This is a genomic window from Fructilactobacillus sp. X2R5C3, from assembly GCF_059901325.1.
The window spans coordinates 140,183-158,992 of record NZ_JBWXUY010000002.1 but is presented as its reverse complement, the minus strand read 5'-3'; the positions used below and the strand labels follow the sequence as shown (position 1 = coordinate 158,992).

Annotated in this window: 19 protein-coding genes; 1 reads left to right on the top strand and 18 read right to left on the bottom strand. The window is 36.7% G+C overall.

The features are described from left to right. Positions 1-20: 20 nt before the first annotated feature. From pepT to rpsU, 14 genes are all read right to left on the bottom strand, one after another. Entirely contained in the window at positions 21-1,259 is a 1,239-nt protein-coding gene (pepT, locus tag AC6UDE_RS03800) for a peptidase T (protein ID WP_500696657.1), read from the bottom strand. A gap of 11 nt (positions 1,260-1,270) precedes the next feature. Beyond that, positions 1,271-2,083: a Nif3-like dinuclear metal center hexameric protein gene (locus AC6UDE_RS03795; protein ID WP_500696656.1), complete on the bottom strand. Its 813-nt coding sequence runs from the start codon at positions 2,081-2,083 to the stop codon at positions 1,271-1,273. Next, positions 2,070-2,774 (bottom strand): tRNA (adenine(22)-N(1))-methyltransferase, encoded by a 705-nt coding sequence (locus AC6UDE_RS03790; RefSeq protein WP_500696655.1) that lies wholly within the window; start codon positions 2,772-2,774, stop codon positions 2,070-2,072. The genes AC6UDE_RS03795 and AC6UDE_RS03790 overlap by 14 nt, the downstream gene beginning before the upstream one ends. A gap of 57 nt (positions 2,775-2,831) precedes the next feature. Then, on the bottom strand, positions 2,832-4,097 hold the full coding sequence (gene rpoD, locus AC6UDE_RS03785) for an RNA polymerase sigma factor RpoD (protein WP_500693798.1): 1,266 nt from the start codon (positions 4,095-4,097) through the stop codon (positions 2,832-2,834). Positions 4,098-4,123: 26 nt separating this feature from the next. Next, positions 4,124-5,944 (bottom strand): DNA primase, encoded by a 1,821-nt coding sequence (gene dnaG / locus AC6UDE_RS03780; RefSeq protein WP_500696654.1) that lies wholly within the window; start codon positions 5,942-5,944, stop codon positions 4,124-4,126. A 45-nt stretch (positions 5,945-5,989) separates the two neighbouring features. Further along, a complete protein-coding gene (gene glyS / locus AC6UDE_RS03775; RefSeq protein ID WP_500696653.1) occupies positions 5,990-8,068 on the bottom strand; it encodes a glycine--tRNA ligase subunit beta in 2,079 nt (692 codons plus the stop codon). Continuing rightward, the gene (gene glyQ, locus AC6UDE_RS03770; protein ID WP_500696652.1) at positions 8,069-9,037 is read right to left on the bottom strand and encodes a glycine--tRNA ligase subunit alpha; all 969 of its coding nucleotides are present in this window, start codon (positions 9,035-9,037) and stop codon (positions 8,069-8,071) included. Positions 9,038-9,317: 280 nt separating this feature from the next. Beyond that, positions 9,318-10,091 (bottom strand): DNA repair protein RecO, encoded by a 774-nt coding sequence (recO, locus tag AC6UDE_RS03765; RefSeq protein ID WP_500696651.1) that lies wholly within the window; start codon positions 10,089-10,091, stop codon positions 9,318-9,320. An 8-nt stretch (positions 10,092-10,099) separates the two neighbouring features. Then, positions 10,100-11,008, bottom strand: coding sequence for a GTPase Era (gene era / locus AC6UDE_RS03760; RefSeq protein WP_500693803.1), 909 nt, complete (start codon positions 11,006-11,008; stop codon positions 10,100-10,102). 10 nt (positions 11,009-11,018) lie between these two features. Continuing rightward, complete coding sequence (locus AC6UDE_RS03755; RefSeq protein WP_500693804.1) at positions 11,019-11,414, bottom strand: diacylglycerol kinase family protein; 396 nt, start codon at positions 11,412-11,414, stop codon at positions 11,019-11,021. After that, the gene (gene ybeY / locus AC6UDE_RS03750; RefSeq protein WP_500696650.1) at positions 11,398-11,880 is read right to left on the bottom strand and encodes an rRNA maturation RNase YbeY; all 483 of its coding nucleotides are present in this window, start codon (positions 11,878-11,880) and stop codon (positions 11,398-11,400) included. Before ybeY ends, AC6UDE_RS03755 begins: the two co-directional genes overlap by 17 nt. 2 nt (positions 11,881-11,882) lie before the next feature. Next, positions 11,883-12,857: a PhoH family protein gene (locus AC6UDE_RS03745; RefSeq protein WP_500693806.1), complete on the bottom strand. Its 975-nt coding sequence runs from the start codon at positions 12,855-12,857 to the stop codon at positions 11,883-11,885. A gap of 116 nt (positions 12,858-12,973) precedes the next feature. Beyond that, a complete protein-coding gene (locus AC6UDE_RS03740) occupies positions 12,974-13,417 on the bottom strand; it encodes a GatB/YqeY domain-containing protein (RefSeq protein ID WP_500696649.1) in 444 nt (147 codons plus the stop codon). Between the two features lie 54 nt (positions 13,418-13,471). Next, positions 13,472-13,669: a 30S ribosomal protein S21 gene (gene rpsU / locus AC6UDE_RS03735; RefSeq protein ID WP_039142968.1), complete on the bottom strand. Its 198-nt coding sequence runs from the start codon at positions 13,667-13,669 to the stop codon at positions 13,472-13,474. Positions 13,670-13,812: 143 nt separating this feature from the next. Here rpsU and AC6UDE_RS03730 point away from each other — a divergent pair, with 143 nt between their 5' ends. Continuing rightward, positions 13,813-14,631, top strand: coding sequence for a pyruvate, water dikinase regulatory protein (locus tag AC6UDE_RS03730; protein WP_500696648.1), 819 nt, complete (start codon positions 13,813-13,815; stop codon positions 14,629-14,631). Here the strand turns inward: AC6UDE_RS03730 and AC6UDE_RS03725 are convergent. The 4 genes from AC6UDE_RS03725 to AC6UDE_RS03710 are packed head-to-tail and all read right to left on the bottom strand — an operon-like array spanning position 14,612 to position 18,679. Beyond that, positions 14,612-15,547 carry a deoxyribonuclease IV gene (locus tag AC6UDE_RS03725; RefSeq protein WP_500696647.1) on the bottom strand — a complete coding sequence of 312 codons (936 nt, stop codon included), beginning with the start codon at positions 15,545-15,547 and terminating at the stop codon, positions 14,612-14,614. The genes AC6UDE_RS03730 and AC6UDE_RS03725 overlap by 20 nt on opposite strands. Beyond that, on the bottom strand, positions 15,540-16,763 hold the full coding sequence (locus AC6UDE_RS03720) for a CDP-glycerol glycerophosphotransferase family protein (protein WP_500696646.1): 1,224 nt from the start codon (positions 16,761-16,763) through the stop codon (positions 15,540-15,542). Before AC6UDE_RS03720 ends, AC6UDE_RS03725 begins: the two co-directional genes overlap by 8 nt. A gap of 11 nt (positions 16,764-16,774) precedes the next feature. Beyond that, the gene (locus tag AC6UDE_RS03715) at positions 16,775-17,584 is read right to left on the bottom strand and encodes an ABC transporter permease (protein WP_500693811.1); all 810 of its coding nucleotides are present in this window, start codon (positions 17,582-17,584) and stop codon (positions 16,775-16,777) included. A gap of 27 nt (positions 17,585-17,611) precedes the next feature. Beyond that, positions 17,612-18,679 carry a CDP-glycerol glycerophosphotransferase family protein gene (locus tag AC6UDE_RS03710; RefSeq protein ID WP_500696645.1) on the bottom strand — a complete coding sequence of 356 codons (1,068 nt, stop codon included), beginning with the start codon at positions 18,677-18,679 and terminating at the stop codon, positions 17,612-17,614. Positions 18,680-18,810: the final 131 nt, after the last annotated feature.

The following is an 18,810-nucleotide window of genomic DNA, read 5'->3' as shown; positions in this document are numbered from 1 at the left end:
TGAACCTGCAGGTTATTTTTTTAGTCTTTTGAAACATCCTCTGAAATCTTAATAATTAAATCGACAGCCTTTTCCATCGTTTGAAGCGACACATATTCAAAGCGGCCATGCATGTTTTCTGGTCCAGCAAATAGATTGGGAGTTGGAATCCCAAGAAAAGAAATCTTAGAACCATCAGTACCACCACGAACCGGATAAATATTTGGCTTAATGTTAACTTCATTCATGGCATCCTTAGCAATGTCGACGGGTGTCATATCTTTCTTAATGATTTCCGCCATGTTGTAATATTCATCATGCATCTCAAGTTCAACTCTCCCATCACCATATTTATCATTAAACTTATTAACTAAGTTTTGAATGAATTGCTTGCGTTCGTTGAACTTACTCTTATCATGATCACGAATGATGTAATCTAATTTAGCATGATCAGTTACCCCATCAATCGCAAGCAGATAATAAAAGCCCTGACGATCTTTGGTATTTTCCGGTCGTTGGTCCTTTGGTAATTGATTATGAAAATCAATTGCAAGCTGAGAGGCATTTACCATCACACCATAGGCGTCACCAGGATGAACATCAGTTCCGTTGAATTTTATTGTGGCAGACGCCGCATTAAACGTTTCGTACTCTAAGTCTCCAAGTGGACCACCATCAACCGTGTATGCAAAATCAGCACCAAAATCAGTAACGTCAAATTGATCGGCTCCGGTACCAATCTCCTCATCTGGTCCAAACCCAACTACGATATCGCCATGCTTAATTTCGGGATGATCAACTAAGTATTTCATTGCCGTCATAATTTCAGCCACTCCCGCCTTATCGTCAGCTCCTAAGAGAGTTGAACCATCGGTAGTAATTAAAGTTTGACCAGCATACTTTTTAAGGGTTGGGAATACGCTCGGATCCAGCTGGTATTTGCCATCTTTATCAAGTTTAATAATCGATTTTCCATCGTAATTTTTAACTACTTGTGGATTGACGTGTTCTGAATTAAAGTCTGCAGTGTCTATATGAGAGATAAATCCAATCTTAGGAACTTTTTGCTTAACATTACTTGGTAAATCAGCAAAAACATAACCACTTTTTTCATTGGTTCGTACGTTTTCCATCCCAATATCCTTTAATTCATAAGAAAGTTCGTTTAAAAAATCAACTTCTTTAGGATCAGACGGAATTGTGTCAGAATTCGGATTAGATCTCGTATTCACCTTCACATATTTCAAAAAGCGATCCAGTAACTGCTTGCTATCAGCCATAACTATTCCTCCTATATAAACTCAAACGGATCCGTGTTTAGTTGCGATGCAAATACATTGATATCCCAACGATTTTCATCAGACCAGCGCGTAAACATTTCAGCTAACTTATTTTTACATATACTTTCAATATGGTGCCCGGGATCAATCGCAGACAGACCACTTGAAAGCATCTCTTGAGAAGTATGATAATACAAATCGCCAGTAATATAAACTTGAACGCCTTGTTCAATCGCTTGTCGATAGAACTTGCCACCGTCTCCACCTAAGATAGCAATCCGCTTAACACGCTGCTGATCATCATTTGTTACTATTCGTAAACCACTAATTCCAAACACTTGTTTACATAGTCGACCTAAATCAATGATTTTCATTGATTGTTTCAAGTTGCCAACGCGTCCCATCGAATAATTAGTAGGAAAACCATTAGTATCCAAATGGGGTACCAGTCCAACGGTATTTTGAAGACCGATCGCATCTGCTAGCCAGTCATTCATTCCACCATTTGCATTATCCAAGTTCGTATGAGCCGCATAAACGGTAATATTATGTTTCAAAATATTAGCGTACATTTGATTTTGGGGATCAGCTAAATCTAAATTCTTTGCAGGATGAAACATCACGGGATGATGGGCAAAAATAAAATCAACGTTCTTGTTGATCGCTTCATCAACCACTTCAGGTCTAACGTCTAAAGTGGTCATGACGTTTTTAATACTTCGCTTTTTAGAACCAATTTGAAATCCAGTTGGGTCTTTTGGGTCAGCAAGTGAAAGTGGTGCGAATCGTTCAAATCTAGTGATTAAGTCATTAACTGTTGTCATCTAAAATCTCCTCTAATTCTTCGTTAATCTTTTGGATGCGTTGAATTTTTTCAAGAGGTGGATTAGTAGCATTATGCAGATTATCCAAAACAATCTTATTTTTCCGCATCCGATCAGTCCATTTTGCAAGAAATGCTTGTTTTTGTTGTTTTAAAAGAATCGGTCCAAACCTTAGTTCCTGATTAGAATACTTAACTGGATTCGTTGATGGAGTTGCCAAGATCATTTCATAAAAATGACCAGCATCAAAAACAATGTTTTCAATATCAATCTTATACTGATTTGTAACTAACCAACTTCTTACCCGAATTTCATCAACGTTTGGTTGCAGAATTAGGGCCGTTTGTTTAGAAAGTTTCTCTTTGCCACGTTCAAGGATCTGAGTGATTAATTCACCACCCATCCCAGCAATCACAATTGCATTCACGTGGTCACTTGATTTAATCACATTAAGCCCATCTCCCAACCGGGTCACCATTTTATCACCTAAGTGTTGTTCTTCCATTTCCGATGTTGCGTTATGCAGTGGTCCAGGAGCAACCTCACCGGCAATCGCAAACTTAATCAAATTCCGTTTTAACAAATAAGCCGGAACATAAGCGTGATCCGAACCGATATCAGCTATTGTTGCCCCATTAGGAACTAAATCAGAAACTGCTTGTAAACGTGGCGATAACTTTTTTGCCGTCATCGTTTCCCTCCTAATCCAATAAAAAAGCAGCGATCCAGTTGGATCTCTGCCACATCTTTAATCTAAGAAATCTTTTAATTGTTTACTGCGTGATGGATGTCTCAGTTTTCTTAATGCTTTAGCTTCAATCTGTCGAATTCGTTCTCTAGTGACACCAAAGACTTTTCCAACCTCTTCTAAGGTTCGAGTTCTTCCATCATCTAACCCAAACCTAAGTCGTAAAACGTTCTCTTCACGGTCAGTTAACGTATCTAGGACACTTTCAAGTTGTTCTTTTAAAAGCTCATAAGCAGCATGATCAGCAGGACTAGTGGCATCTTCATCTTCAATAAAGTCACCTAAGTGGGAGTCATCTTCTTCACCAATTGGAGTTTCAAGTGAAACTGGTTCCTGAGCAATCTTAAGGATCTCTCTAACCTTTGAAGTTGGCATATCCATCTCAGCACCAATCTCAGATGGTAACGGTTCTCTGCCAAGGTCTTGGAGTAATTGACGCTGAATTCGAATCAGTTTATTGATGGTTTCAACCATATGAACGGGAATTCGAATGGTTCGAGCCTGATCCGCAATGGCTCGAGTAATTGCTTGTCTAATCCACCACGTAGCGTACGTTGAAAACTTAAATCCTTTACGGTAATCAAACTTCTCAACGGCCTTCATTAAACCCATGTTCCCTTCTTGAATCAAATCAAGAAATTGCATGCCACGGCCAACGTAACGCTTGGCAATTGAAACAACTAATCGCAAGTTTGCTTCAGCTAATTCTTGTTTAGCTGTTTCATCACCCTGCTCGATTCTGAGAGCTAATTGTACCTCTTGATCAGCGGTAAGTAATGGAACTCGACCAATTTCCTTTAGGTACATTCTGACCGGATCATTAATTTTAACTCCCTTTGAACTGGAAGCATTTTTTAGTTCTTTTTGAGTAACTTTTTTAGCTGCTTTTAAAGCTCTGGGATCTGGTTCGCCACTTTCATCAACAATACTTATTCCTGAGTCTTCAACCTTTTCCATCAATTCGTTCATTTGTTTTTTATTCAAACTAAATGGAACCTGGAGTTCTTCCTCTAAGACCCCATAGGTGATGTGACCAACCTTCTTGTGCTTCTTTACAACGGCGTCAAAAACCTTCTTATATCCAGTTTTATCAAATTTTTCTTTACTCGTTGTCTTCTTTGCTCTAGTTGCCTTAGTTTTAGTCGTTTTCTTTGCAGTAGTCTTTTTAGTGCTCTTATTTTTAGGAGCACCGCTCTTTTTGGGAGCTGCTTTCGCAGTCTTATTTGTGGAATTTACTTCATTTTTCTTAATGTCTTTTTCTGCCATAAAAATTGCCTCCCATTACTGTATTCTTATTGATACTTCTTTTGCAGGTCCTGGTATTCTTTACCCAATTGGGCAGCCTTATCAGTATCACCAAGTTTAACTGCATCTAACATTTCTTGATACTTTGATTTAAGGGATACCCCACCAGTTAAAGCCTGCTTTATTATTTTAACACAATCGTCAACTTCTTTTTCACTTGGCTCATTAGATAAAGCAGCCATTTCAATATTAGCGAAAGTTGATTGCAAATCAGATTCCTTCAAAAAGTCACTAAATTCAGCAGGAACGTACTCGTCATGCGACTGAAAATAATGTTGTGCAAGTAAATAAATCGTTTGATACCCATCATGAACAAAACTAAAATCAGGATCATCGGTCACCTTTAGCCAAACATCATGATTATTCAACATTCGTGACAAAAGTAACCGCTCCGCACTTTCAACTTTAGTAATCTTCTTTGGATTTCGATTCAAAACTTCAGGAGATGAGTCAGTCTTCAACCTACGAATTTGTTTTCTTTGCTGTTTATTGATGAAGGTCGAACGAATTTGTTTACATTGAACCGACAAAGCATTGATATCCAAGTCAAACTCATCAGCTAAATGTTTTAAATAAACACTACGTTCAACGGGTTTGTCAATTTTTGCAATCACATTAACGGCTTCATCTACATAATTTAGTTTTTCTTCATCATTACTTAAATCATACTGCGTTTTAAGAAAATGCAATTCAAAGGAAGTTGTGGTTTCTCGAGCACTTTTGATAGCATCTTTAAACTTGTCATTTCCATTTTTTCGTCGATACTCATCAGGATCAACCCCGTTGGGCATTTGAATCACGCCAACTTTAAACTTACCTTCACTACTTAAAAGGCTAATCGCTCGCTTAGTAGCCTTCTGTCCAGGTTCATCGCCATCATAACAAACGTATATCTGATTCGTTAACTGATTGAACTGATAAATTTGTTCGTTCGTCAAACTCGTTCCCATTGAAGCAACGCCGTTTTTAACCCCGGCCTGAAAAGCAGAAATAACGTCCATAAAACCCTCAAACAGAATTAAATTTTGCTCATTTCGAATACTAGACTTGGCAAGATCGAGATTATAAATAATCCTTCGTTTATTAAAGATGCTAGTTTCAGGACTATTTAAATATTTTGGAAGATCAGGATCTCGATGTAAGATTCTACCGGAAAATCCAATGGTCTTAGAATTAGGATCCCTGATAGGATACATGATCCGATTCGAAAATCGATCATTCAATTCACCACTCGAATTTTCAACAAACAATCCCGATTTTCGTAAAAGTTGAAAATCAGTTTTTTTGTTCTTAAAGAACGGTTTTAAGAGTCTTTGGCTAGGGGCAAATCCTAAGTTAAAGGTTTCAATCATTTCATCCGTTATTTTTCGTTCATGCAGATATTTTAATGCGGGAACTCCAAGCTCAGTGTTAACCAATACATGATGATAGAGTTTACTGGCTTCCTCATGAAGATTAATGAGGCTGTTCTTTTCTGAATTTACTGGAGATTTACTATTATCATTTTGAACTGAGTCAGGAAGAGTAATTCCCTCATCTTCTGCCACAGCAATAACAGCTTCTGGAAAGGAAATTCCTTGCAAATCCATGAGGAATTTAAAAACATTTCCACCGCGTCCACAACTAAAACAATGAAAAATCTGTTTACTTTCTGACACAGAAAAGGATGGTGTTCTTTCCTCATGGAACGGACACAAACCGAATAAATTATTTCCTGACTTCTTTAGATTGACATACTTATTAACAACGTCAGTAATGTTGGTCTTACTTAAGACATCATCAATTACCGTTTCAGGAATTTTTGCCATAAGATCACCATCCTTTCTCGGAAATCTATTCTAATATTAATTTTTTTATTTAACAATTATTTCGTCGACATCAGCAAAGTGATCAATCATTCTTGCTAAATTAGTCAATTCTGCCAGACGATTATTGCGAACTTTCGTGTCGTCTGCCATTACCATGGTTTTATCAAAATACTCATCAATGAGTGGCTTTAAAGAAGTTAATTCATTAAAAGCTTGGTTAGCATTCAATTCATTAAAGTTTGGACTGATAAGTTTGATTTTATCATTAAGGACTTTCTCTGAATCATTTTCAAACAACTTTTCATCAACTTTAACACTACCAGCTGGAAAATGACCTTTTTGAGCAATCCGAACCACTCGTGTCAGTGCTTCAATTGATTCTTTAAAATTAGGATCATCTTTATGATCATTTAATGTCATTGCGGTTTCAACGTTAAAGTAAATATCACTGTCAGTTGATCCCACCGCCGCATCAATTAGATCATAGCGAATATCTTTCGACTTGAGTTGTCGTTTAATTCTTTCTTTAATAAACGCAACCACGTCAGAAACAATCTTAGTTTGATCTACTTTTGGTAAGACCGCTTTAGCTTTCTCTTCAGCAATCACTTGATTCATTAATGGCATAAGTGGTACTCGCCACTTTTCACTAACAACAATTCTAACAATTCCAGCTGCCTGCCTTCTTAATGCATACGGATCATTTGAACCACTAGGAATCATATCTGCAGCAAAGAAGGTCATCACACTGTCAAGTTTATCTGCCACTGACAAAACAGCACCTACTTTAGTTTTGGGAAGTTCCCCGTCGGATGAAATGGGAAGATAATGTTCACGAATTGCAGTAGCAACTTCCGGATCTTCACCCGCAAGCAATGCGTATTTTTCACCCATTACTCCTTGTAATTCAGCAAACTCTCCAACCATCCCGGTAACTAAATCAAATTTATAAATTTCTGAAGCACGTTGTAATTGTTTTAATTGAGTTTCATCTAATCCAACATCTTCCCCAATTATCTGGGAAATAACTTGAACCCGCTGCATCTTATCGTATTCAGAAGAAATCTTATCGTGAAAACTAACTGTTTTGAGCTTATTAACATAATCGTCAATTGATTGCTGTTGATCCTCATTATAGAAGAAATCAGCATCATCAAGTCTAGCAGTCAAAACTTTCTCGTTTCCGGCAACCACGTTATCAAGATGATTCTCATCCCCATTTCTAACGGAGACAAAATAAGGTAAAAGATTACCATCCTGATCTTCAACGTAGAAGAATCGTTGGTGGTTTCTCATTGAAGTAATCAATACTTCACGTGGAATTTTTAAGAAACGGTCGTCAAATTTTCCAGCAAAACTAGTTGGCCATTCCACTAAATTATTAACCTCTTCAAGAAGATCATTATCAATATTGACCTTCCAATTGTTCTTTTTAGCAATTGCTTCAATCTGTTTACGAATTAAATCTTTTCGCTTGTTAGCATCGGCAATCACGTGTTGGCTGGTTAAAGCTTCTTCATAATCATCGGCATTTTTTAACTCGACGTCTTTTCCAAGAAAGCGGTGTCCCCAGGTGGTCCGTCCAGAATGAACATCAACAATCTGCATTGGGATCACTTCATCGTCCAGTAAAGCCACAATCCATTTAATGGGGCGAATAAATTCAAACTTGTTGGTTCCCCACTTCATTAACGTTGGAAAAGTCATTGATTTTACAACATCATTAAGACCACTTAATACTTCTTGAACTGGTTTTCCCGCTACGTGTTTTTCAACAAAAGCATACTTAGTTCCCTTAACATCCTTAAAGACGATATCATCAGGCGTTAATCCTTGTCCTTTAGTAAAACCAATTGCCGCCTTACTCCAATTGCCATCTTTGTCCTTTGCAATCTTTTCGGCCGGACCTCGAACCTCTTTATCAACATCTGGTTGTTTGTTAACTAAGCCAGTAATTTGAATTGCCAGTCTTCTAGGAGTAGAGAATTTTTTAATTTGGTCATAAGAAATTCTTTGATCTTTTAAATACTGAGCCGCTTTTTCTGCCAATTGATTAACACTTGGCGTCACGACATGAGCGGGCATTTCTTCTAATCCAATCTCCAACAAAAATGTCTTAGCCATCTACTTATCCCCCTTGCCATCATGATGCTTTTTGTTTTTCTTCTTACTATTTTTTGAATCATCTTTTAAAAGCTCTTGTCGTTTTTGCTCATCCTTAATAAGTGGAAAACCACGCTTTTTACGCTCAGCAACAAATGCTTTGGCGATCGCGTGTGCCATTTTTCGAATTCGTGAAAGGTAACCAGCACGTTCAGTGACAGATACGGCTCCTCTTGCATCTAGTAGATTAAAAGTATGACTACATTTCAAAATATAATCATAGGCTGGGTGAACTAGTCCAAGTGATATTAATCGTTTGGCCTCTTTCTCGTAAGCATCAAACATTTCGTGCAACATTTTTTGGTCTGATTCTTCAAAACTATACTTAGAATGCTCATATTCGGGCTCTTTAAAGATGTCACCATACTTAACTCCGTTACCCCATTCCAGGTCAAAAACATTGTTGACGTCTTGAATGTACGAAGAAAGCCGTTCCAATCCATAGGTGATTTCAACCGCAACTGGATCCATAGTTAATCCACCGACAACCTGAAAATAAGTAAACTGAGTTACTTCCATGCCATCGAGCCATACTTCCCATCCAACACCGGCACATCCCATTGATGGATTTTCCCAGTTATCCTCAACAAACCGAATATCATGTTCAAGTGGATTAATTCCTAGTTGTTCAAGCGAATTAATGTACAATTCTTGGATGTTGTCCGGAGATGGCTTCATTAATACCTGAAACTGATGATGCTGATAAAGCCGATTAGGATTTTCTCCATACCTACCATCAGCTGGACGTCTTGATGGTTCAACGTAACAAACATTCCATGGCTCTGGTCCAATCGCACGCAAAAAAGTGTACGGACTCATTGTTCCCGCACCTTTCTCAGTATCATATGATTGCATCCGCATGCAACCAAGCGAACTCCAATATGACTCTAGAGTACTGATAATATCTTGGACTGATAGTTTTTCTGTCATTAACTTCTCCTCCTAATCAATAAGCAAATAAAAAAACCTATGCAAAAGTACAATGACTTTCACATAGGGACGATTTATTCGCGGTTCCACCCTACTTCTGAACTTAATCAGCAACTCGAGATTAAATGGCTCCGAAAGTGCCAATTTATACCCACATTAACCATTTCCCACTAACATGGTTTCACTGAAATGTGATAAGCATAAAACTTCCTTCATCAACACCAATTATTTAACTGCTATAATTATAAAATTATCACACAAAACAGTCAACGGTTAACCATCAATTAAGGTTGATTTTCCAATTGTTCATCTGATCTAAAAATTTTTTACTCTTTAAATTTAGTCCAACAGAACTATCGTAAATTTTATCAATCACACTGCGAATTTTCTTTTTAGTTTTGCTATTAACCTGAATGTTACCAATCTTTTTTAAGTTAACCGCAGAAAATAAGCGAAGATAGTAAATTGTTTTTTGATCGAGATGCATTCGATGAGGATCAAGATGAAAATGATCCTCACAAATAATTCCTCCATACTCTTCTGAATAATCAAACTTTTTATTGGTTTGATGACAAATAACACAGGATTTAAATTCAGGTGCTACCCCAAAAGCAGGAAGAAGTTGAATCTCAATGATATTGGTAATTACTTCAGCATCAAAACCACTGTTAATCATATTTAAAGCATAGTATAAACGATTAAACCAATCGTTTATCTTAACTCCCTCAGGAAATGCCGCATCCACTAACGTCATAATGTAAGTAGCATATGCATCTAAATAAATATCATTTGCAATCTGTTCAAAATGCTTAACCTCATTACCACTACTAATGTACGACAATCCTTCTGATTTGAGCGTGCCCTCGTACGTACCAAAGCTAAATGGCAAAATATCACCTGCCATTTTAAAGTTCGCTTTATTGGCTCCTCTAATAAAAAACATTTTGAGCCCAGCTTCTGCCGTCAAAAATTTCACCAACATATCGTGCTCGCGATAGTTCTTACGATACAATAAAATTCCATGAAAAGTTTGACTCCTTGGATTTACTGACAAAATATCACCTAGTAACTATCTTTTCGATATCCTAATTGTCTTAAAGCTGATTCTTTTTCACGCCAACTTGGTTGAATTTTTACCCACAATTCAAGATAAACTTTGCTTCCAAGTAGAGTTTCAATCTCTTTTCTGGCCAATGTCCCAATCTTTTTCAGCATTCCACCATTCTTCCCAATCAAGATCCCGCGTTGGCCCTTTCGTTCAACAATAATATTAGCGTCAATATGAACGTTTCCATTATCTTGGGTCTTCATTTTTTCAACTTCAACTGCAACAGAATGTGGAATTTCTTGCCTCGTTAGTTCTAAAACTTTTTCGCGAATTAATTCGGAAACGATGAAACGTTCGGGATGATCGGTAATTTCATCGTCAGGATAATACTGCGGTCCTTCTGGCAACTTAGAAACCAAAGTAGTCAGTAATTCATCAACATTGTTCCCTTGAAGAGCAGAAATAGGAAACACATCAGCCCATTTATAAGCTCGTTTGTACGTGTCCATGATTGGTAATAAACTGTTCGGATTGACCTCATCAATCTTATTGATAACTAAGTAAACCGGACAATCCACTTTTTTTAATTGATCAATGATGTAATTATCACCAGCACCACGAGTTTCAGTAGCACTAACCATAAAAAGGACTGCATCGACCTCCTTTAAAGAAGAGAGAGCAGCGTCGTCCATATAATCATCCAACTTGTTTTTTGGTTTATGAATTCCGGGAGTATCAATGAAAACAATTTGTGCATCATCAGTGGTATAAATTCCCTGAATTTTGTTACGAGTGGTTTGTGCCTTGTCAGACATAATCGCAACCTTTTGCCCAATCACTCGATTTAAAAAGGTTGATTTCCCAACATTTGGACGTCCTACAATTGCTACAAATCCTGACTTATACTGTGCCTTTTCTGCCATATTTTCCCCTTTAGCTCATTAAATCAATAATTTTTGGAACGAAAACAATTAAACCTACAATGATCGCAAAAATTGCCGTTAAAACAACGCCACCAGCCGCAACGTCTTTAATTACCTTAACTCGTTCGTCGTAATGATGGTCCGCCATAAAATCCATGATCCTCTCAACAACGGTGTTAAGAATCTCACCGACAAGAACTAAAATAATTGCGGTAAACAGCCACATAAATTGTTCCAAACTAATTTTCAAAAGAAAACCAATTATTAGGGTAATAATGGCACTAGTTATATCAAACTTAAAGTTTCGTTCATGAACAAAAACCCATTTAATGCCATCAAACGCATGTCCAAAAGCCTGAAATATATTTTTATTTTTCCCAGTCTGTTTATTATTTTGTGAGTCCATAAGAGTCCATAATCTTTCTTTGAAGTGGGAACATGATGGCTTCATCCTCAGGCTTCATATGGTCATAACCATTTAGATGCAAAAATCCATGTACAACTAAAAAACCAAGTTCTCGATCATTTGAATGATTTAAAAAATCAGCCTGTTCAGCAACTTTATCAACACACACAAAAATATCCCCAATATTTTCAGGAATATCTTTTTTCATTTCATCATTCATGATTACGGGAAAATCATCATCACTCTGATCTTCAATCGCAAAACTAATCACATCAGTGGCCCGATCTACACCACGGTAGTCCCGGTTAATTTCCTTGATGCGATCATTGTTGACCAAAGTAACCGACATTTCGGTATTATTTTTTAAATCAATATACTTAGCGGCATAATTTAGAATATCTCTAATCAAATCAATTTTTTGGGGGTCGACCCCATCCTTAGTTTGATCATATATTTCCAGATCCATATCTATTCCCCATTATCATTTTTTTCGTAGGCATTAATGATTTTAGCCACAACTGGATGTCTAACTACATCATCAGCACTAAAGTTTACAAAATTAATATCATCAATATTTCTCAGGATTTTAGGAGCGGTGACTAATCCACTCCGGATTCTTCCGTTTAAATCAATTTGAGAAATATCACCATTAACAATCATTTTAGAACCAAAACCCAACCGGGTTAGAAACATTTTCATCTGAGCATTAGTAGTGTTTTGAGCTTCGTCTAAAATAACAAAAGAATTATCGAGGGTCCGACCACGCATATAAGCTAATGGCGCAATTTCGATAACGCCACGATCCATTAGTCTTTCAGTGTGATCAGATCCAAGGGTCGAATTCAGTGCATCGTACAGTGGTCGTAAATATGGATCAACTTTTTCTTTTAGGTCGCCAGGTAAAAAGCCTAAACTCTCACCCGCTTCAACAGCTGGTCTGGTTAAAACAATCTTATCAACGTCACCCTTTTTTAAAGCGGCAACTGCCATTACAACTGCTAGATAAGTCTTTCCCGTCCCAGCAGGTCCGATTCCAAAGGTGACATCATTATGCTTGATGGACTGAACGTACTGACGCTGCCCAAAATTCTTAACTCGAACTGGCTTCCCCTTATTATCCTTTAAAAGGACTTGATTATATAATTCTGGGAGAAAACCTAGAGTTCCTTTCTCAGCCATCTTCATTGCCGAAACAAAATCACTACCATTCAAAGTGATCCCAGAATGAACAAGTTCAAGCATTCCATTTAAAATATCAATGGTATTTTGAACCGCTTTCTGAGTGTCACCTTCAACCGTAATCTTACCACCAGAATGGCGAATAGAAGTTTCCATCCCCTGTTCTAGAATATCTAAAAAGGCATCTTGAGCTCCAAATAAAGCTGATTCATCATTTGGATTCTTTAACGTTAATTCTTTTTTAAATTCAAAATTATCTGTCAATCAAACAGGTTCCTTTCATATCAACTCAACTTTTACTTAAAATACTAGCATATAATTTGCCACTTACAAAGTAAAAGAACAAAAAGAACCCATTGACCATTCAATGAGTTCCCTTCTTAACTAAGCGCTTTATTAACAAGTTTATTAATAGTGTTGCCATCGGCTTGTCCTTTAACTTTACCCATGACAGCACCCATTACTTTGCCAAAATCGCTCTTGTTTGACGCACCAAGTTGCTTAACCGTTTCGTTAACAATTTTTTCAAGATCAGCTTCTGACATTTGCTTTGGGGCATAATTTTCAAGAATCTTTAGCTCATCTTCTTGCTCCTTCACCAAATCATCCCTGCCACCATCTTTAAACTCAGCAATCGAATCTTTGTGTTGTTTAACTTCTCGATTAACAACAGCCGCTTCTTCACTATCAGAAAGATCATGACCTAATTTAATCTTTTCATTCATTAAGTTCGACTTAAGCATTCTGATAATTGTCAGCTTAGTCTTATCATGATTCTTCATTGCATCTTTTAAATCATTATTTAATTCATTTGATAAAGTCATATTGGACCTCTTTTCGTCAATATAAAAAACGCTCCTGATCAGGGGCGTTTACTATTAGAAGCTGCGACGCTTCTTTTTCTTATTGTTACGTTTACGAGCTGCTTCTGATTTTAATTTACGTTTTACGCTAGGTTTTTCGTAAAATTCACGTTTACGGAATTCCTGAAGGGTACCGCTTTTTGAAACCGTGCGCTTAAAGCGTCGAAGAGCATCATCAAGAGATTCGTTTTTACGAACGACAGTTTTTGACATGATAAAATCCCTCCCTCCGAGCTTAAATGATACCGTCTGTAATCCTTAACGGTCAATATTAATTATACATTATGGCACGGAGCCCGTCAACGAGTCTGAACAAGAAATATGATAAAATGTTAACAAAGTAGGAGGTAAATATTATGGCAACTAATTTTAATGCATTTATCATTTCTGATTCAAGTGGTGCCACGGCAACTTCGATCGCCCGAACCGCTGCTTCTCAATTTCCAGAAGCAAACGCTAATTTTAAACGATACCCATTTACTCAAACGCAATCCATGCTCGATGGAATACTCAAACTTGCTAAAAAACAGGACGCCATCATTTTTCACACTTTAGTTGATCCAAGCCTGAGTAAAATGGTATCTCAATTTGCACTAGAAAATAACCTTTATAGTTTTGACTGCATTCAAAAACCCATTCAAATCATTTCTAAAAAACTTCATGAATCTGCTGCAGAGGTACCTGGCCTAGTTCACAACTTAAATGAAGACTACTTCAAACGGATCTCAGCAATCGAATTTGCGGTAGCTAATGATGACGGAAAACGACCTAATGACCTCAAAAAAGCTGATATCGTTCTTTTAGGAATATCAAGAACATCTAAAACGCCATTATCGCTATACCTTGCCAATCAAAACTTCTTGGTAGCAAACGTCCCAATCGGTCCTACCATCCAATTACCAGAAGAGGTTTATCAGATCGACCACAATAAAATATTTGGTTTAACCAATTCAGTTACCAATCTAAAAAAGATTCGGCAGGAAAGAATGATTGCTTATGGGTTAGACCCAAACACTCCATACTCGGACTCAAATCAAATAAAAAAAGAGCTTGACTATGCCAAGCAACTTTATCGAAAACTAAATTGTCTTCAAATTAACGTGTATAACAAGTCAATTGAAGAAACGGCCACCATCATAACTCAAAGTCTTAATATTAACGAACAAGATCATTAATCTTTTTAATTTGATAATCTCTTTTAATGTCCTCAATCATATCAGGATTAAACTTTTGTTCTTTTAACATTTTAATTTCATATTGATGAGGATTAATTTTAACATCCCCAATCTTAACAACCGGCGTCTCTAAAATCTTAGGAACTTGATCAAACTTGGGATACCGGGCTACATAATTTAAAGCATCAAATCCAATGGTCCCGAAACCAATGTTAGTATGACGGTCTTTATGGGATCCCATTGGATTTTTAGAATCATTTAAATGAATCACTTTGATTCGATTAATACCAATAACTTGATCGAACTCTTCCATAACCCCATCAAAATCATTTTTAATGTCATAACCAGCGTCGCTAGTATGACAGGTATCAAAGGTAACCGATAACTTATCATTCAAATTAACACCGTCAATAATCTCAGCAAGTTGTTCAAAAGTCGACCCGATTTCAGTCCCTTTTCCTGCCATTGTTTCAAGTGCAATTTGAATCTTTTGTTCTGGGGTGATTACTTCATTTAACCCTTTAATGATCTGCTTAATTCCCGCTTCAACGCCAGCACCAACATGTGCACCGGGATGCAAAACAATTTGATCAGCTCCCATTGCTTCAGATCGATCAATCTCTTGTTTAAGAAAATCAACCGCAAAGTGGAAACTTTGTGGCTTTTTTGTGTTACCTAAGTTAATGATGTAAGGTGCATGAACTACCACCTCACGTAAATCATGATCAGCCATGTAGTCGTGTGCTTGATCAATTTTAAGATTTGCAATCGGGGTCCTTTTTGAGCTCTGAGGAGCACCAGTGTATAACATAAAGACATTCTCACCATCGCGTTCGGCTTCTTTTGCGGATCCTAACATCATCTCTGGCTTTTTCATTGCAACATGTGAACCAATCAAAAATTCATCATTACTCATGTTTATCCCCCATTACTTTAACAACTTGATTAGAAGCATCTCCATGCTCCCAACTACAAAACTTACCATAAAATTTCTTCATTTTTTGATGATACCCAGCAAACTTACCATTTTCATTAAAATTAGACAACTCTTCATAAAAAGAATTTTGATTTTGAACAATTGGACCAGGAGCATCGCTTAGAAAATCAAAATAAAACCCACGTAGTTCATCCTTATAATGCTTTAAGTCGTAAGTATAAAACAACATTGGCCGTTTTAGATTGGCATAATCAAACATTACTGAAGAATAGTCAGTAATGAGTAAATCTGAAATTAAGTATAACTCATTAATATCACGATCAGCTTCAATGTAAACTCGCTTTTCATACCCAGAAATATCAATTCGGTCCTTGACTAAGTAATGCGGACGAATAATTAAAACAGTGTCACTAGATACATGCTTAAAGAAACCTTTTAAAGAAAACGGTAACTCAAAGTTATAACTGCCCTTCTTTTGATAATCATCATCACGCCAAGTTGGTGCATACAAAATAACTTTAGAAGTCGAGTCACCAATAATTTTTTCTTTTAATTTTTTAATCTCACCTGAAGTATTTTTATGATATAAGACATCATTTCTGGGATAACCAATTCGTAACGGAATATTTCTAAAATCAAAGGCGTGATCAAAGATTCGTTCTGAATACTGATTAGGCATAATTAAATAGTCCCACCGCTTAGCTTCTTTGACAAAATCATTATGGTATTGATTAGTGGAAATACCTGGAATTGCAACGTGTTTGATATCAATTCCTAATTTTTTTAACGGGGTTCCATGCCATGTTTGGATATAGGTGGTCCGCTTATTCTTTTTCCACCACTTCGGAAATCGGGAATTAAAAACCCAAAAGTCTGCCCTAGCAATGTGCCAAACCCACCTTGGAAAAAAACGCCGTAAAATCTTTATGTTGGGATACTTTTCGTGTAATTGTTTGTATTTGGAAGCTTTGACACCAAAATAGGCCTTTTTAGCATCATGAGGATGTTGCTTCACCCACGCAAGGTAAATGGCGGCTGGATTATCGTTTATATCCCTACCATTAAAACTTTCAAACATTACTTCATTTTTTTTAGTTGGTAAACAAATAAACCCATCGTTTAAAACGATGAGCCCAGTGCGAATAGTCAACTTAATCCCATTAATTAACTTGTTTTTAATTTGTTTTCCATTCATGTTATTTTTACCTATACTAAATCAACAAAATGCGATCTAAATTTAAAGTGAAGATGAGATCCAATTAAAAAGAAAAATAACGTCATCAACCAAAAAATCACGGTTAACAGTGGCTTCTCCCAAAACCAGCTACTCGATAACATTGAATCCCTGAATCCTTGAACAATGTAAAAAAACGGATTCAACTCCAAAATTCTGATTAAAAATGGTGGGAATGACGCAGACGATTCAAAGTTAAATAGAACTCCTGAAATGTAGAATAGCATTCTCATAAACGATTGCAACATGACATGATAATCTCGTACCAAGACGGTAATGGTTGAATTAAAAATGCCAAAAGCAATTAACCAAGCAATCATGGCAATAAAGTAATAAATCCACTGGAACCAGAACAAACTCGGTCGAACTCCATAAAGATAACCAATTACAATTGAAAACGCCAACATTGTCCAAAAAGAACTCAAGTTACTGACTAACTTAATCGAAGGTAAAATGCTAATTGGAAACTTCATCTTTGAAACTAATCCCGCTCGTTGATAAATACTCTTAGAGGCGTCTAGTGTAACTCGGTTCATAAAAAACCAAGGAGTAATCCCAATGACCATCCATGGGAGATAACTGCCGTTGTGTCCGGTACTACCCTTTAATCCAACACCAAAGACTAACCAGTAAATTGCAATTTGAATCAGCGGATAAAGATACTCCCAGACTAAGCCCAAATAATGACTTTGATACGTAGCCTTATCTTCATACTTTGAAATTCGAAAAATAATGCCCAAATTTTCAAATTGTTCCTTAAGTAAGGCCCAAACTTCCTTCAAGCTCAGCACTCTCCCTTTTCTGTTTATCTAATTATTTTGTAAAACATACTTTTTAATAACCCGTTCGGTTGCATACCCATCATTATAAGTGTTCCAGTGTTTATTAAAATTAGTAAAATCAATTTTTTGATTATTCACAATGGCTTTATTCAACTGATCAACCTTAGTGATTGGTTTAGATGGTAACCACTGTAAGAAATCCTTTTGAATTCCTGGGTCTTTTTCGTATTGTTCTAAATCAAACATAAAGAAAATCATTGATCGCGCTTGTGGCAATAAGCTAAAATCAAAGGCAACTGAAGAATAGTCCGTTACGAGTGTGTCACAAACTGAAAGTAAATCAGACGTTGAAAGTTGATTATAAAAACGAATATTTCCGTTTGAAAACTTTCTAATACGTGCTTCCTGATCCCTGAGTAAGGGATGAAGTTTAACCACTGTAATCGCATTTGGATCAGCGGTCAATGCTTCGCCAATACTTTTTGGAGGTTCAAACTCTAGACCATCCCGATATGTTGGAGCATACAAAATGACCCTTTTACCCTTTAATTCTGGAGCAACCTGATAAACACGATGTCTGGCAACTCTTCTCCAGCGTTCCTTAAACAATCGATCCGAACGTGGATAGCCTAAATATTTCATTTTACTAGGAACTTCATGATAACTGCGTTCAAAGATCTTTCCCATCGCTTTTGAAGCTACCACAAAGTCATCAAAATGATTGTATACACTTTGAAATCTAAGTCTATCGAAAAACGATCTTTTCTTGGTCGTGGGATCTTCCCATCCAAAACATTTAATGGCACCATCAGCATGCCACAATTGAACAATTCTCATCTTACTCTTTGGTCGTACTAAACCAGCCAAAAATGGGAAGTAATTATCACAGAACAAAACTCGAGCTGACATTAATTGAGGAACGGTAAATAACGCAAATTTAGCGTTTTCATTAAAGGGAATCGTCTTGATTCCAAATGCACTCAAATCAGTTGCTGCAGCTTCAATTTCGGGTTCGTATAATACGACTAATTCTTGTCCAATGGGCGTGTTAGTGGCAATCTGTTTAATCAACCTAAGGTTATTATCGAAACTCATAACATAATATATATTTTTCTTTGGTCGAAAATAAAAAATTGCGGAAACTATTTTAATTAACCATGTATACATGACTTTCACTTAAACCACCATTTTCAATAATTACAATGAGACATTATATCATAAAGAAA

Coding starts and splice junctions, on each gene's coding strand:
- pepT (WP_500696657.1), bottom strand. CDS start 1,259: ATGGCTGATAGCAAGCAGTTACTGGATCGCTTTTTGAAATATGTGAAG.
- AC6UDE_RS03795 (WP_500696656.1), bottom strand. CDS start 2,083: ATGACAACAGTTAATGACTTAATCACTAGATTTGAACGATTCGCACCA.
- AC6UDE_RS03790 (WP_500696655.1), bottom strand. CDS start 2,774: ATGACGGCAAAAAAGTTATCGCCACGTTTACAAGCAGTTTCTGATTTA.
- rpoD (WP_500693798.1), bottom strand. CDS start 4,097: ATGGCAGAAAAAGACATTAAGAAAAATGAAGTAAATTCCACAAATAAG.
- dnaG (WP_500696654.1), bottom strand. CDS start 5,944: ATGGCAAAAATTCCTGAAACGGTAATTGATGATGTCTTAAGTAAGACC.
- glyS (WP_500696653.1), bottom strand. CDS start 8,068: ATGGCTAAGACATTTTTGTTGGAGATTGGATTAGAAGAAATGCCCGCT.
- glyQ (WP_500696652.1), bottom strand. CDS start 9,037: ATGACAGAAAAACTATCAGTCCAAGATATTATCAGTACTCTAGAGTCA.
- era (WP_500693803.1), bottom strand. CDS start 11,008: ATGGCAGAAAAGGCACAGTATAAGTCAGGATTTGTAGCAATTGTAGGA.
- AC6UDE_RS03755 (WP_500693804.1), bottom strand. CDS start 11,414: ATGGACTCACAAAATAATAAACAGACTGGGAAAAATAAAAATATATTT.
- ybeY (WP_500696650.1), bottom strand. CDS start 11,880: ATGGATCTGGAAATATATGATCAAACTAAGGATGGGGTCGACCCCCAA.
- AC6UDE_RS03740 (WP_500696649.1), bottom strand. CDS start 13,417: ATGACTTTATCAAATGAATTAAATAATGATTTAAAAGATGCAATGAAG.
- rpsU (WP_039142968.1), bottom strand. CDS start 13,669: ATGTCAAAAACTGTCGTTCGTAAAAACGAATCTCTTGATGATGCTCTT.
- AC6UDE_RS03730 (WP_500696648.1), top strand. CDS start 13,813: ATGGCAACTAATTTTAATGCATTTATCATTTCTGATTCAAGTGGTGCC.
- AC6UDE_RS03725 (WP_500696647.1), bottom strand. CDS start 15,547: ATGAGTAATGATGAATTTTTGATTGGTTCACATGTTGCAATGAAAAAG.
- AC6UDE_RS03720 (WP_500696646.1), bottom strand. CDS start 16,763: ATGAATGGAAAACAAATTAAAAACAAGTTAATTAATGGGATTAAGTTG.
- AC6UDE_RS03710 (WP_500696645.1), bottom strand. CDS start 18,679: ATGAGTTTCGATAATAACCTTAGGTTGATTAAACAGATTGCCACTAAC.